The 14,541-nt window shown below is 57.8% G+C and carries 14 protein-coding genes; 4 read left to right on the top strand and 10 right to left on the bottom strand.

The window, feature by feature from the left end:
• Positions 1–5: 5 nt before the first annotated feature.
• From JFU58_RS18620 to JFU58_RS18600, 5 genes are all read right to left on the bottom strand, one after another.
• Complete coding sequence (locus JFU58_RS18620) at positions 6–1,157, bottom strand: polysaccharide pyruvyl transferase family protein (protein ID WP_201141565.1); 1,152 nt, start codon at positions 1,155–1,157, stop codon at positions 6–8.
• On the bottom strand, positions 1,154–2,614 hold the full coding sequence (locus JFU58_RS18615; protein WP_201141563.1) for an oligosaccharide flippase family protein: 1,461 nt from the start codon (positions 2,612–2,614) through the stop codon (positions 1,154–1,156). The genes JFU58_RS18620 and JFU58_RS18615 overlap by 4 nt, the downstream gene beginning before the upstream one ends.
• Positions 2,611–3,882: a DUF6369 family protein gene (locus tag JFU58_RS18610; RefSeq protein WP_063030988.1), complete on the bottom strand. Its 1,272-nt coding sequence runs from the start codon at positions 3,880–3,882 to the stop codon at positions 2,611–2,613. The genes JFU58_RS18615 and JFU58_RS18610 overlap by 4 nt, the downstream gene beginning before the upstream one ends.
• A 105-nt stretch (positions 3,883–3,987) precedes the next feature.
• The gene (locus JFU58_RS18605; RefSeq protein ID WP_177026640.1) at positions 3,988–6,216 is read right to left on the bottom strand and encodes a polysaccharide biosynthesis tyrosine autokinase; all 2,229 of its coding nucleotides are present in this window, start codon (positions 6,214–6,216) and stop codon (positions 3,988–3,990) included.
• Positions 6,217–6,261: 45 nt separating this feature from the next.
• Positions 6,262–6,702, bottom strand: coding sequence for a low molecular weight protein-tyrosine-phosphatase (locus JFU58_RS18600; protein ID WP_167410184.1), 441 nt, complete (start codon positions 6,700–6,702; stop codon positions 6,262–6,264).
• A 232-nt stretch (positions 6,703–6,934) separates the two neighbouring features.
• Between JFU58_RS18600 and rfaH the strand changes: the two genes are divergently transcribed.
• The 3 genes from rfaH to JFU58_RS18585 all read left to right on the top strand — a co-directional run bounded on the left by rfaH (position 6,935) and on the right by JFU58_RS18585 (position 8,217).
• Positions 6,935–7,444: a transcription/translation regulatory transformer protein RfaH gene (rfaH, locus tag JFU58_RS18595; RefSeq protein ID WP_063030994.1), complete on the top strand. Its 510-nt coding sequence runs from the start codon at positions 6,935–6,937 to the stop codon at positions 7,442–7,444.
• A gap of 120 nt (positions 7,445–7,564) precedes the next feature.
• The gene (locus JFU58_RS18590; RefSeq protein WP_226476182.1) at positions 7,565–7,873 is read left to right on the top strand and encodes a phosphomannomutase; all 309 of its coding nucleotides are present in this window, start codon (positions 7,565–7,567) and stop codon (positions 7,871–7,873) included.
• Positions 7,870–8,217: a hypothetical protein gene (locus JFU58_RS18585; protein WP_063030996.1), complete on the top strand. Its 348-nt coding sequence runs from the start codon at positions 7,870–7,872 to the stop codon at positions 8,215–8,217. Before JFU58_RS18590 ends, JFU58_RS18585 begins: the two co-directional genes overlap by 4 nt.
• On the opposite strand, the gene JFU58_RS18580 is transcribed toward JFU58_RS18585, so the two are convergent.
• The 4 genes from JFU58_RS18580 to JFU58_RS18565 all read right to left on the bottom strand — a co-directional run bounded on the left by JFU58_RS18580 (position 8,169) and on the right by JFU58_RS18565 (position 11,476).
• Positions 8,169–8,792 carry a hypothetical protein gene (locus JFU58_RS18580; protein WP_017475049.1) on the bottom strand — a complete coding sequence of 208 codons (624 nt, stop codon included), beginning with the start codon at positions 8,790–8,792 and terminating at the stop codon, positions 8,169–8,171. The genes JFU58_RS18585 and JFU58_RS18580 overlap by 49 nt on opposite strands.
• Before the next feature lie 69 nt (positions 8,793–8,861).
• Entirely contained in the window at positions 8,862–9,851 is a 990-nt protein-coding gene (locus JFU58_RS18575; protein ID WP_093210082.1) for an ABC transporter substrate-binding protein, read from the bottom strand.
• Positions 9,844–10,611 (bottom strand): ABC transporter ATP-binding protein, encoded by a 768-nt coding sequence (locus JFU58_RS18570; protein WP_201141561.1) that lies wholly within the window; start codon positions 10,609–10,611, stop codon positions 9,844–9,846. Before JFU58_RS18570 ends, JFU58_RS18575 begins: the two co-directional genes overlap by 8 nt.
• Position 10,612: 1 nt before the next feature.
• Complete coding sequence (locus JFU58_RS18565) at positions 10,613–11,476, bottom strand: ABC transporter permease (RefSeq protein WP_063031000.1); 864 nt, start codon at positions 11,474–11,476, stop codon at positions 10,613–10,615.
• A gap of 250 nt (positions 11,477–11,726) precedes the next feature.
• Between JFU58_RS18565 and JFU58_RS18560 the strand changes: the two genes are divergently transcribed.
• The gene (locus JFU58_RS18560) at positions 11,727–12,815 is read left to right on the top strand and encodes an LLM class flavin-dependent oxidoreductase (protein ID WP_063031002.1); all 1,089 of its coding nucleotides are present in this window, start codon (positions 11,727–11,729) and stop codon (positions 12,813–12,815) included.
• Between the two features lie 861 nt (positions 12,816–13,676).
• On the opposite strand, the gene JFU58_RS18555 is transcribed toward JFU58_RS18560, so the two are convergent.
• Positions 13,677–14,471 (bottom strand): class II aldolase/adducin family protein, encoded by a 795-nt coding sequence (locus JFU58_RS18555; RefSeq protein ID WP_063031004.1) that lies wholly within the window; start codon positions 14,469–14,471, stop codon positions 13,677–13,679.
• Between the last annotated feature and the right edge of the window lie 70 nt (positions 14,472–14,541).

The following is a 14,541-nucleotide window of genomic DNA, read 5'->3' as shown; positions in this document are numbered from 1 at the left end:
CCACTTTATTTTTCATCGACCCATTTCAAAAAGTCGTCGACGGCTTTTTGCGCAAGGGAAGATCGCTGGGCGATTTCTTGCTTGAGGTGCTCGGCCATTTGCGCTTTCGATTGGCGGAATTCGCTGATGGTCGTGATGATCACGTCGGGGTCCGGGACGCTGACCAGCTTCGTGCCGTGCGGCAGCATTTCATGGACTTTTTTCAGCTTGTTTTCGATTTCAACGGCGATGGTCGGGAAACCCAGGGAAGCCGGCAGGAGTACGCCGTGGGCCCGTGCGCTGATGATCACGTCGGACTCAACGATCAGCTTCGCCATGAAGGTTTCAGGGGTATCGCCGGCGGCGTCCCAGCACAACCACTCGAAGGTGTCGTACTTGTCGATCAGGTGCTGGTCACGCTCTTTGTAGAGCGAGACCAGGCGCACCTGCTCGCCACGTTTGGCCAATTCATCAGCGGCCTGGACCATCGCCTTGATGAACTGTTGCCCGTTTGCATCGTGGGGCCAGTCGCGCAGGATAAAGGACAGGTACTTGCCCTTCTTGAGGCTGCCGACTTCCAGGTCTTTGCTGGAGATCCACAGATCGGAAAGCAGGCTGGGGTCGGTGTACACCTCCACGTCTTTCTTTCCAAAGGTATTGCAATGCTGCTGGCTGGTACCGTCCCGCACGGAAATGTAGTCACAGCGATTGATCACGCTGACGGCGCGGGTCAGCAACTTGCCACCGCCATCAAACGGGCCCAGGCCGATACAGAACGCCGCCAGACGCCGGTGGAAATAGATCTTGTCGACACCACCACGCAGCCCGACATACAGGCGTAACAGCGTGGACTTCAGGTCGGTTTGAGCCTTGATGCTCTTATAGGCCTTCGCCAATCGACCGGTAGGAGCGGTGACTTCCTTGGCCGGCGGGATGAACGAGAAGAACTGGCCGCCGCCGCCCAAGACCACCAGGTCGGCCTTGACCGGTTCCTTGATATGCAACCACTTGATGCGCGGATTAAAGTTCCTGGCGATCTGCGGATGATCGACACCCACCGCAATATCCGACTCTTTAAAGCGTTTTTTCAGAATATTGATCACGCATAGCATTAATACGTCATCACCCAAGTTACCCGGACCGTATGCACCCCGGATATAAACTTTACTGACATTCATGCTGGGCTTCCATTTTCCACGGGGTCATTAAACACGGCATTCAAGGCAAACGTTGTTGCGAGAATGTAGATAAATATCGTCGCCATAATCATCAATCGATACAGCACACTTTCAACGTAGGCGCTGGATATGAAACTGATAAAAGGCAATGTCCAGAGGATCAAAATCCTGGGAGATATAAGCAGTTCCAAAGGCAGTATTTTCTTATAAACAAAATAAGGCAGCCCTAACAGGAAGTGGATGAACTGCGAACCAATAAAGGCCTTGGCAATCCCGATTGCGCCCTCCTCCCTGAGCCATAACGCGCCGGCGATAAACAGCAGGCCCCATAGAATGTTGCTCATGACGCTGAACCAGGCCAGGTTCATCACGATCATCTTTCTTGAAATGCCGGACTTGAATGCACTGAGCAAAGATCCGAGGATTACCAGCACCAACGTCACTTCAAAATCCCGCCCGAGGAAACTGCTCCCGTAGAGTTTGGCCAGCAACTCGGGAAACATGATCACCGGCTGTATGATCACCAGCACCACTAACCAGCCCGAGAGAAAGTTCAAGGCGTCCAGCTTGCGGTTTTTACCGCCCAGCGCTGCGGCCAGCATCGGTACCAGTACAGAGCCCAACACCACCGAAACATGTGAAAAGATCGCGTTCCATTGCATGGCAGCGGCGTACATGCCCAACGCGGCAAGGCCGTTGGTGGTTTCCGCCAATAACTTGTTCGCGAACCAGTTCATCGGGGCGACCATCAACCCCGTCAGTAATACCGGCAGGCCCACCGACAGCACGGCATGCTTTTCAGTCATTGCACCTGTGAAGCTCAGCGTGGTGTTCCGGCCCTTGAGTATTTTCCAGCAGGCCAGTGCGCTGAAGAACACGATCAGCAATTGGGAACCGGCCAACCCCAGCAGCGCGCCGTTGAGTCTGAACTTGACCGTGAGGAAATACGTCGCCGGGATCGCGACCATCGCGATGATTCCGTTGATCGTCGCAATCGACCGGTATTGCCCCCACCCGGTCAGACAGCCTTGGGTCCATCCCGACAGAATGATGAAGGTGATGGTGCTCAGTACAATCAGCGAAGCCGCGCTCAGGCTGTCTGCGCCCAAGATAACGCTGGAGAAGAAGTGCGGGAAAAACAGCGCTGTCCCGATGATCATCGCACTGAAAAACACCGAAAATGTCAGCGTCAGGGCGATACCCCGGCCGGTTTTCTCGGGGCTGCTCTCCTTGAACTGCCCGATATGCTTGGCCGTTGCCGTGGTGGTGGCTTGGGCGGCGACGTTGGCAAGCATCACAATCGCGCTTTGGATCAACCCGTACTCACCAAAGGATTGGGCGCCCAATACCCGGGCCACCAGGATGCCGGTGATCACCACCGAGACTTTGGTGGCGACGGCAGAGATGAAACTCCAGGCCGTACTGGAGACGAATTTTTTCAACACTGTGCTGTTCATCCGGCTTTCACCTGTAAGGGCATGGTTATCAGCGGCAGGTCCGGCTTAAGCAGCTTCTTGCGTTGCCTGGCCGTGTGCTCAGCACAGACGCGCAGAACGATGGCGCCATAAGCGATCCCGATGGCGTACGGCTGATAAGGCGTGGCCGACACAACGAACATCACCCCCAAAAACACAGCAATCGAGACCGCCACCCGGCTATGCATGTGCTGGGTAATCGAGGTAATGAACACGTACAACAAGTACAAGCCGATCAGCCCGTACTTAACGAAGTACGTTAAGTAGGCACTGTCGATATTCGAGTTCTTGTCATCGAGGCCACGGTATTCAAACCAGGGAATTTCGAACGGCGTTCCCGCGCCCAATCCGACAAAGTAATGCAGCGGGTTCATGCCCCGGATCAGTTCCAGCGCGGGGCTGAAACGAGTGCCCAGTTGAGCGGCCATGCCCTCGGACGACAAACCGTCATTGATTCGGTCAGCGCCGATCATGTTGCTGACGCCGATAAACGCCATCAGCACAACCGCCCCGGCCAGGGCGACCCCGATCATGCGGGCCGGCTTTGTATATTGGTGAATGATGATCGCCGCAAACACCGACACGAAGATGAAGCGCGAATTGGCGATAAACAGACAGATGAATGAAGTCGCCAGACAAATTCTTGCGAGCTTCTTTCGCTGTTCAAACAGCCGTGGGTCGATGAAGTAATAAATCAGATAGGCCACGGCGGCGTACGTACCGCCATCCAGGTACCGGTAGGCGTTTTCTTCATAGTAAACGTCTTGAAACTTGTACAGGCCCAAGCGTAACCAGGCGATATCCAGCACGTTAAATGCCGTCATCGCGATCAATAGCATCAACACCGTTTGCAGCTTCAGAGTTTTCGCGGCAAGGGTCGCGATGTTCGAGAGCACGATAAACGACAGGATCATTATGAAAGGCCGGACATCCTTCAACAGGTACTTGTTCGAAGACTCCAGCAAACCGCACGCGAGTAATACCAGATACAGGCCACAGCCAAACAACAGGCCGCCTGGCGCTGTCAGTTGATTCCTCTGAGAAACCACCTGCCTGACCAGCAGCGCACCCAGCCCACCGACGATGTAAAAGTCAAAGAAGTAGATGCCTTTGAGCGAGATTATTTCGCTGTAGGAGTTACCCGTGGGAATAACAGCCAGCATTATCCCAAACACTACAATTGAGTATTTTGGATTTTTCGCCGCGAGCAAACCCGCTGACAGCGCGATAAGGGATAACAGGTAAAACATGGCTGGGTATTCTTTATGCTGATTTGAATTTGGCACGCTACCGCCCCAGGATTTTTCGTTCATTTCCTGAGAACGTGACCGCTATCCTGCAATTACAGTGGTGAATCAGCTCCGATCAGCCTGGTACTCGTACTGGTAATACCCGTAGTTGCCGTAGCCATATTTGGCCGAGGCTTTCTTTTCAACCCCGTTGAAGATCGCGCCCCTGAGCACGATGCCGTTCTGGGCAAACCGGCGAATGGTATGTTCGATCTCTTTGGCCGGGTTCAAGCCATAGCGCGTGACGATCAGGTTGGTCCCCGACTGCCTTCCCACAATCGCCGCGTCGGTCACGGCCAATAGCGGCGGCGTATCCAGAATCACCAGGTCATAGCGTTCGCTGACTTGCGACAACAATTCGGTCAGGTTGCGATGCATCAGCAGCTCGGAAGGATTGGGCGGTATCTGCCCGCGGCTGATGATGTCGAGGTTTTCAATGCCGGTTTTGTGGATCGCGGTTTCAAGGGTGCATTGGTTGGAGAGGATGTCGGAAAGCCCATCCTTGGCCGGCACACCCAGCACCTTGTGCAGGTAGCCGCGGCGCATATCCACATCAATCAACAAGACGCGCTGTCCGGTTTGCGCAATGACCGCCGCCAGGTTGACCGAAACGAAGGTCTTGCCCACCTCGGGGCTGGGCCCGGAGATCATGATGCGGTTATTGGGTGCCTCGAGCATCGCGAAGTGCAGGCTGGTGCGCAAACTGCGCAAGGCCTCCACCGCCAGGTCCGTGGGGTGACTGATGGCCAGCAATGAAGAGCCGGCATCGGTACGTCCACGGCCGCGGGTGATTTTGTCTTCTTCAACCTTTTGCAACGGGCTGTATGGAATCGACGCATACACTGGCAACCCGAGCTGCTCGATGGCTTCCGGGCTTTCCAGGCCGCGATTCAGCGCCTTGCGCAACAGCACCAGCGCCACCGCCAGGAAGCCGCCCAAGAGTGTCGCGATCAGCACGATCAGGATCTTTTTCGGTTTGATCGGCTTGAAGTAATTGACGTCTGCGGTGTCGATCAGGCGCACGTTGCCCACGGTCCCCGCGCGCATCACATCCAGCTCCTGGGACTTGTTCAGCAGTTGGGTATAGATGGCCGTGCCGACCTCGACATCCCGGGTCAGGCTCAACAGCTCCTGCTGGGTCGAGGGCAGGCCTTCTACCCGGCTCGCCAGGCTTTGCTGCTTGCTGGTCAACTCGCCGATCTGGGTCAGCAACGCGCGATACGCGGGATGTTGGCGGGTGAACTTGCGGTCCATCTCGGCCTGCTGCAACTTCAGCTCGGAGATGCTGGTGTCGAGCCCCACGATCTGGTCGAGAATCGCCTTGGTTTCCAGGGTGATGTCCACCGACTTGCTGCGGGTCTGGTATTCATTCAAGGCCTTCCCGGCTTTTTCCAGGTCCTTCTTGACCTCTGGCAGTTGCTCCTTGAGGAACGCCAGGCTTTGCGCCGCCTCAGCCGAGGTGCGCTCCACGTTTTGCCGCACGTAAATGGCCGCGATCTGATTAAGGATTTTGATCGCCTGGTCCGGGTCGGTGCTTTCCAGCGCCAGGCCGATCATGCCCGACTCTTTCCCACGCTCGACCACGTCCAGATTTTCCTGGTAGTCGAGGATGCTGGTCAGGCGCGCATTGCGGATCACCCGGAAACGCGTGCCGGGTTTGGCGCGCAGTTCCTCAATCTGGAAGGCGACGCCATTTTGCTCGATCAGTTGCCCAGCTTCGCCGGCCGCCAGCACTTGGTCATCTTCATCCACCAAGGTGAAATGCGCGTTTTCACCCACGGTCAGGGTCAGCTTCTTGCCCAGCTGCCCGTCGGGCAGGTCCAGCTTGAAGATCTTCAGCGACTCGCCGCCCCAGGCGAAGCTGTCCAGCCCCAGCAAGGGCTCGGCGATTGCACCGGGGTTAGTCTTCTGGAAGCGGCGTGCGAGGAACTCACCGACCACCGGGAAGTACATGGGCTGTACGACGATATCGAGTTTCAGGTTGTCGACGGTTTTGCCAATCACATACCGCGACTGGATCAACTCGATCTCGGTGGCCGAAGGCGACTCTTTGCCGAGCATGCCGCCGATGTCCGAAAAGCCCAGCAAGTCGTTCTTTTTCGCTTCGACCTGCAACAGAGCATTCGCCTGATAGACCGGGGTCGCCAACACCGCATACGCGGCGCCTGTGAGCATAAAGGCGCCGGTAACCGCGGCGATCAACCATTTGTGGTCGATCAATGTTCCAAACAGACCGAGGAGATCAATCTCCTCGTTATCGTCTTCCCGTACGGTGACTGCTGGCGCTTGCTGCATAAGTCGGATTCTTAGCCTTTATTTCGATTCAAAAAGTCATGGCGATCAGCGTGCGAGACGCTGCGCCCATGCGTTTACGGCTTCTTCGATCAACGCATAAGCGTGCACAAAAGCAGCTTTCCCTTGCCGGTAGGGGTCGCTGATCTCTCGCTCGTTTTGCCATTTACCCAGCAGCAAGACCTTGCCCCGTGCCTCGGGCGCCATGCTGAGTACGGCGCTGATGTGCTGTCGCTCCATCACCAGGATCAGGTCGGCTTCATTGATCGCCTGTGGCTCCAACTGGATGGCCTGGTGTTCAACGGCCGGATGACCATGGGCCTCAAGTAACGCACGCGCGGTGCTTTCAATCGGTTTGCCGACCAGTGCGGCAATGCCGGCAGAGCTGACCTTGATATCGCAGCGACTGAGTGCGCCACGCAAAAGGCTTTCTGCGGTGGGACTACGGCAAATATTGCCAATACAGACAATCAACACTCTTTTAAACAAAGCACTATTCCCCGGGCCATCCATTACCCCATGAAGCGCTAACATCAACTTCATAACTTCACGGCAGTATTTATTACCATGGAACCCCCACTTCACCCAAAACTATCTCCGGACGAAAAATAACAACACCCGCACCAACGCGACGATTTATAACATTCATGCCTTTGCAGCCTCCACCGGCTTTAAATTACCTAACTACCGAGTTTCGCTATATATAGACAGAGGAAGTTTCATGAGCGCAAATGCCAATAAAGCCTGGTACCTGGTCCAGTGCAAATCCCGGCAGGACGAGCGCGCCGAGGAACATCTTCAGCGCCAGGGCTATACCTGTTTTCGGTCTACCTATAAACGCGAACGGCTGTTGAAGGGCCAGCGCAGGACCACGCGGGAATCGCTGTTTCCCGGTTATCTGTTTATTCAAATGAGCCTGCAGGACAGCTGGAGCTCCCTGCGCTCGACTCGCGGGGTGTCGCGGGTCGTGGCATTCGGCGCACATCCGCTGCCCATCAGCGACGCGCTGGTGGATGAGCTACAGGAGCGAGACCACCAGGGCGTTGTGGCAACCCTGTTGCAGCCGGGCGAAAGCGTGCGCATCAATGAGGGGCCGTTTGCCGAACTTGAGGCCGTCTTCCTGGCCATGGACGGAGAAGAACGTGTGATATTGCTGATGAACTTCCTGCAACGGGAACAGCGCATCAACGTGCCTTTGGCAGAAATCAGCCGAGTCCGGACAACTTGCTGATAATTGCCTTAAGCCGACCAAAAATAACATCCCGCTTATTAGCAGACTAAAAATAACATCCCCTTACTTTTTCGCATCTTCAGAATAAAGTAATACGTGAATAAACAGCGAGGGACGGCCATGAAAAGTTCAAAGCTATTGGTAGAGCGTATCGGCCTGTTTCCTTCTTCGGGGAACATCCACGTCAAGGTTAATAGTTCAACCACTGTTGTAGAACGCATGCAGGTGTTATACGCCAGCAACTCACTGGACAGCGATGAATCCTGTAGCGGGCTTTCAATGGTCTTTGCCGACTGGCGCTTCAAGTTGCAGGTGAGCAATCCCCTGTCCATTTGCCTGTGCGTGGAAAGTCGCGGCGACAGCCACCTGATGCAAATAAAGACCGCCGAGTTACTGGCCAATATCTCCTGCACCGAGGAGCGGCCATGAGCATTTATGAGGATCTGAAACGGGCCTACGCCTTGAAAAGGCTGACGAACGCGTTTGAAGGATTCGTGGGCCTGGCGCCCAACGAACAGCTGCCGGCGGAGCAATACGCGCGCAACACCCAGGTGCTGTCCCACTGGCTGGATCGCTTGCGGGACAACTCGCCGCAGGACATCACCGATACGCTGTTCAAGCAAATGAAGCGCGCTCAGCGCCGTGGCGATGCCCGGCGCTTCAATTGCCAGACGGTACTGCTGGAGCTGCTGGTGGAGAGTAACCTGGCCCTGGACCTGGCCACTTACTCGGCGTTCATCGGCATGGAAGAGGCCCGCCAGGAAGGCTCCTGATGGGCCTGATCGGCCCCTGAAACCGCCACGGCGACATGGTTGAGCAGTTTCTCGGCGTTGTACTTGGGCACCATCGCACTCAGCAACAGAATCACCATTCCCCCGCCGATCAAGGATGGGGAAACCCGTACCTCAACCACTTCCAGTCGCCATAGAAAAGCGATCGCCGCCATCCCACCCAAGAAGCCACCGGCCAGCGCCTCGTTGAGCGGGTGAATATAGGGGGCGACGCAAAAAGCGCTGAACCAGGCGGTGATCAACAGCCCACAGACCGCCGCCGGCCAGCGCCAATCGGGGTTGATGCGGCGCGCCACCAGGCTTATCGCCACAGGGACCATCAACGACGTATTCATGGCGTGACCGCTGAGCACGGCAATATCAAGGTGTTGGAGCGACACGCCCCAACCCTTGAACAACAGCTTGCTGAACGCGACGATGGAATAGGTGCAGGCAATTGTCATCAGCCACCACTTGACCGCCTGGGGCCGGGAGTACCAGAGCCAGACGGCGATTACCACTGCGGCCGGAATCATGACGGTGATCCCGCCATATTGCGCCAGTTCTTCCCGTATCAAGTGCTGTTCCTTACACGCCAGTTTTCCCGGACCCAATGAGACCTCAGACCCGGGCAAAACACAACGACTTCAGGGCGAAGCGGCCAACGCTTGCGGCGAAAACACCTCGGGGTCCATCAATTTCAGCACCTCTACCCGATGGGGAAAAATCTTCTTCTGCACAAACAGATCATCCACCTGCTGCAACGCCTGCACATCCCGCTCCTCTACCGGCAGCAGCGACTCATCGCCCCATGCGCGCAGCAATTGTGAAACCGGCAGCGGGATATCGTTGACCTTGGCAAACACCCGCGCGTATTCCTCGGGGTTCTGTTGCGCCCACTCAAAAGCCTTGGCGAACCGCTGCAAAACATCACGCAGCGCCTGGCGCTTGAGTGGGTCGGTGAGCACCTCATCGGAGGCGGTAATAAAGGTCAGGCCGGTATTGATGCCCTCTCCGCTGATCAGCACCCGTGCGCCCTGCTGTTCGGCGAACGCCTGGTACACCCCAAAGGTGGCCCAGGCTTCGATCTTGCCGGCGTTGAACGCAGGCAGCGCATCAGTGGGCAGGACGAAGCCGACGTTGACGTCCTTTTCATCCACGCCGGCATTCGCCAGGGCGCGGATCAGCAGGTATTGGGAAATGCTGCCACGGGCGGACGACACCACCACATTGCGTCCTTTCAGGTCGGCCACACTGTGGATCGGTGAATCGGGCGGCACCAGGATCGCGATGCTTCGCGCCTGGCTGCGGCGTACGGCGACGATACGCAACGGTGTGCCTCCGGTGGCGGCCGCCAGCACTGGCGTATCCCCGGCCGGGCCCAGGTCCACAGCGCCGGCGCGCAAGGCTTCGAACAACGGCGCGGCACCCTGGAAGTTGGCCCACTGGACCTTGTAGTCGATGCCATCCAGGGTGTGGGCGGCTTCCACCACGGTGCGCAAGCCTTTGGCCTGGTCACCCAGGATCAAGGTCACGCCGGACAGGTCCGAGGCGGACTTCGGGGCTTCAGCGGCTTTGTCGCAGCCGCCCAGCAAAAGCGCCACCACCAACAGCCCTACCGTCCTCAGCTCAACCATGGGCGAACCGCCGTACATTGGCATTTGCAGCCTGCGTGGCCGGGGCGTCCACTTCCACCCCCAGCAGGCTGAGCAAGCGGGCGCGAATCGCCTGGAAACCGTCCTGGCCGGTATCCCGTGCACGGGGCAGGTCGATGGTCAGCTGTTCGGCAATCTTGCCATTTGCCAACACGATCACGCGGTCGGCCAGCAGGATCGCTTCGTCGACGTCGTGGGTCACCAGCAACACGGATGGCGTGTGTTTGCGCCAGAGTTCGATGATCAGGCGATGCATCTTGATGCGGGTCAGCGCATCCAGCGCGGCAAAGGGTTCGTCAAGCAACAGCAGTTTGGGCTCGCGCACCAGGCCGCGGGCCAATGCCACGCGCTGAGCCTCGCCGCCGGACAGGGTCGCCGGGTAAGCCTCCAGCCGATGGGCCAACCCGACTTCCGTCAACGCCTGCACAGCGCGGGCCTTGGCGTCGGGAACGCGCAGGCCGAGGATCACGTTTTTCCAGGCACGTTTCCACGGCATCAGGCGCGGCTCCTGGAAGACTGCGGCGCGGGCCTTGGGCACCCGCAACTGGCCGCTGTCGATACTGTCCAGGCCCGCAAGGCTGCGCAGCAAGGTGGTCTTGCCGGAACCGCTGGCCCCCAGCAACGCGACAAACTCCCCAGGGGCGATATCCAGGTCCAGGCCGTCGATGACCCGCTGCTGGCCGAACTGGCGCACCACATTGCGCAACTGCACCGGTGCTACTGAAGCTTCGAGAATCGACATGTCAGTTCCTCACAAACGATGGGCGCCAGGCCAGGGCAAAACGTTCCAGAGTGCGGATCAGGCCATCGATCAGCAGACCCAACACGCTGTAGATCAACAGGCAGATCACGATCACGTCGGTGCGCATGAAGTCCCGCGCATCACTGGCCAGGTAGCCGATACCGGCGGTGGTGTTGATTTGCTCGACGAACACCAGGGCCAGCCAGGAGATGCCCAGGGAATAGCGCAGGCCGACAAAAAACGAAGGCAGCGAGCCCGGCAGGATCACATGCCAGATCAGCTCGCGGCGGTTAAGGCCGAGGGTGTTGGCAGCCTCGATCAATTTGGGGTCGATGTTGCGGATGCCGGCGAACAGGTTGAGGTACACCGGAAACGTGGTGCCGGTGACGATCAGCGCGATCTTGGTGAACTCGCCGATGCCGAACCAGAGGATGAACAACGGCACCAGCGCCAGGGAAGGAATGGTGCGCAGCATTTGCATCGGTGAGTCGAGGATCACCTCACCACGCTTGGACAGGCCGGTGATCAGCGCAGCCACCACGCCGATACTGACGCCGATGCTCAAGCCCAGCAGCGCCCGTTGCAGCGACACCAGCAGGTGCTTGCCCAACTCACCGGAAACAATCATCGCCCACAAGGTGCCGCCAATCTGCGACGGCGCGGCGATGATCCGGACCGGAATAAAGCCCAGCTCAGAGGCCAGTTCCCACAGCAGCAACAACACAATCGGGCTCACCAGCCGCAGCAACACATCGGGAGTGCGCCAGTTGCGCAACCAGCGTGGAATCAAGCGGGATGCGACCCCGGCCTGATCCTCGGCCTTGTCGACGGAAAACGAACTGGCGTTAAGGGACTTTTCAGTCATCGGGCTTCCTTCCTCATCAAGAACACGGCCAGGAGCGCCGCTGCGGTTTCATGCTATTCGCATAAAAAACCTCAGTGAAATTATATTTGGGAATAACCTAATGCGATTAAAATGCAAATTACTGATAACTATATAAAATTATGATTCTTTATTTTTATAATTAGGATAGAACCAATCGGCATTTTACAGGCCCGGGTGCGGCCCCTATTTTCGATAGCAGCTTTATTCCTGCCCTCAACAAGGACTGACCATGAGCATCGAATTTATCGGCTATATCGGCGGCCACCACGCCTCCGAGATCCACCCTCGCAGCGGCCCGACCTTGCAGCCCGACTACGTGGAAACCGTGGCCCGCGCCCATGAGGAAGCCGGCTTCGACCGCGCCCTCGTAGCGTTCCACTCCAACAGCCCGGACAGCACATTGATCGCCGCCCATGCGGCCAGCGTGACGAAAAAGCTGCAGTTCCTGATTGCCCACCGGCCCGGTTTTGTCCAACCCACCCTCGCCGCCCGCCAGTTCGCGACGCTGGACGTGTTCAACGGCGGGCGCACCGCCGTGCACATCATCACCGGCGGTGACGACCGTGAACTGCGGGCCGATGGCAGCCATATCGACAAGGACGAACGTTATGCGCGCACCGACGAATATTTGAGCGTGGTGCGGCAGGAATGGACCAGCGAAAAGCCCTTCGACCATCACGGCACTTACTACCGGTACGAGGGTGCGTTTTCGACGGTGAAGTCGCCGCAGCAGCCGCACATACCGTTGTATTTTGGCGGGTCTTCGGCGGCGGCCATTGCGGTGGCGGGCAAACATGCGGATGTGTATGCGCTGTGGGGTGAGACCTACGAGCAGGTGAAGGAAGTGGTCACCCAGGTGCGGGCGGAGGCGGCGAAGCATGGGCGTACGGTTCGCTTCAGTTTGTCGTTGCGGCCGATTCTGGCGGAGACTGAAGCACTGGCGTGGGAGCGTGCGGATCGCATCCTGGAGCAGGCGACGGCGTTGGCTGAGAAGAGTGGGTTTGTGAGGCGTGAACCGCCGAATGAGGGGTCGCGTCGGTTGTTGGCGGCGGCGGCTCAGGGTTCGCGGTTGGATAAGCGATTGTGGACCGGGATTGCCGGGCTGCTGGGGGCTCAGGGTAACTCTACGTCGCTGGTGGGTACGGCTGATCAGGTGGCCGAGGCGTTGCTCGACTATTACGACTTGGGTATTACGACCTTTTTGATTCGTGGGTTTGATCCGCTGAATGATGCGATCGATTACGGGAAGCGGCTGATACCGCTGACTCGGCAGTTGGTGGCTGAGCGGGAGCGCCAGGTGGCTGGAAAAGTGGCCTGACAGTAGGTTTGAGGTGGACCGGGGACATATCCGTTTCTTCGGTAACGGCCACCTATGGTTCCGCTCTTACAGCGGCTCACTTTGGAAAAGCCCCAAAGTAAGCAAAGGGCTCTGCCCCGCCTGTCGGCACCTCGCTAGGGCTCGGTGTTCCCTCACTCCGGCACTGCTCCACGGGCCGCCGCGACGGGCCATCCATGGCCCGGCGCGGCTAAACCGGCGTCCTGCCGGTTTACCCGCTCCGCACTGCCTACGTTCGGCCTCGGGCTTATTGGGGCAGTCAGATCAAAATCAAAAGCAAGAGCACAGCGGCCTACCGGCCGGCTTGAGTGTTAAAAGCAAAGGCAAGATCCAGAGCGAAAGCCAAATCTGAAGCTGATGCAGCTCTGCTTTTCTGTGGGAGCTGGCTTGCCTGCGATGCAGACACCTCGGTGCATCAGGTACACCCAGTTGATGCCATCGCAGGCAAGCCAGCTCCCACATTTGACCGTGCCCGCTTTAGCTTTTGATTTTGCTCTTCAACACTCAAGCCGGCCGGGAGGCCGCTGTGCTTTTGATCTGCTTTTGATCTTGATCTTAGGCGCCCCATTAAACCACGCTGGCCGAACGCAGGCTTTGGAGCGTGGGTAACCCGGCAGGACGCCGGGTTAGCCGCGCTGGGCCAAGGATGGCCCATCGCGGCGGCCCACGGTCCAAAGCCGGAGTGAGGGCACACCGAGCCTAAGCGAGGTGCCGAGTGGTGGGGCAAGAGCGTTTTGCTTACTTTTGCGCTTTTCAAAAGTGAGCCGCCGTAAGGGCGGAACCAATAGAAGCCGTAACCGAAGGAATGGATATGTACTCCCCTGCCCTGATTGCAGACCAACTTCAAAGTTTGTAATCAGTATCCGTACGCTCCAACTGCCGAATCAACGCATTCCAATGCCGCGCCACCCCCGGCCCATCCCCGCTCTTGAACACCTCCGCCTGCTTCTCAACCTTGGCCACCACCTCCGCCGGAGGAAAGATCAACTCAGCATTCCCCCCCGCCTGCGCCGCGATCTGAATATTGCACGCCCGCTCCAGCCCCTGCAGCTGCTGGAACGCATGCTCCACACTCACCCCCGCCGTCAGCAACCCATGATTACGCAGGATCATCACACTCTTGTCCCCCAGGTCCGCCACCAACCGCTCACGCTCATCCAGGTCAAGGGCCACACCTTCATACCCGTGGTACGCCACGCGCCCGGAAAACCCGATGGAATGCTGGGAAATCGGCAACAACCCATCCTTCTGCGCCGACACAGCAATGCCATCGCGTGTATGCGTATGCAGCACCGCCTGCAAATCGTGGCGAGCCCCATGGATAGCACTGTGAATTACATAGCCCGCATAGTTGATACCCAGACCGGTAGGGTCATCGACGATCGTACCGTCAATATCCACCTTGACCAGATTCGAAGCGCTGATCTCATCGAACAACAGCCCATAGGCATTGATCAGAAAATGCTCCTCAGGCCCCGGCACACGGGCGGAGAAGTGGGTGTAGATGTGGTCGGTCCACTTGTACAAGGCGGCCAACCGATAGGCCGCCGCCAGCTTGACGCGCACCTCCCACTCTTCCGGGGTGACCCGCTGGCGGACGTTGTTCGAGACACTGGAGATCGAGGTGACGCTGCTCATGGCAAAACTTCCTGGATGGCCTTAAGGACTTCCAGGCAAGCCTAGGGGATGACCAAAAATAATAAAAAGC

It is taken from the genome of Pseudomonas sp. TH34 (genome assembly GCF_016650865.1).
In the GTDB taxonomy this organism is placed as follows: Bacteria; Pseudomonadota; Gammaproteobacteria; order Pseudomonadales; family Pseudomonadaceae; genus Aquipseudomonas; species Aquipseudomonas yamanorum.
The sequence above is the reverse complement of the archived record's forward strand: the minus strand, read 5'-3'. Positions and strand labels throughout refer to the sequence as shown.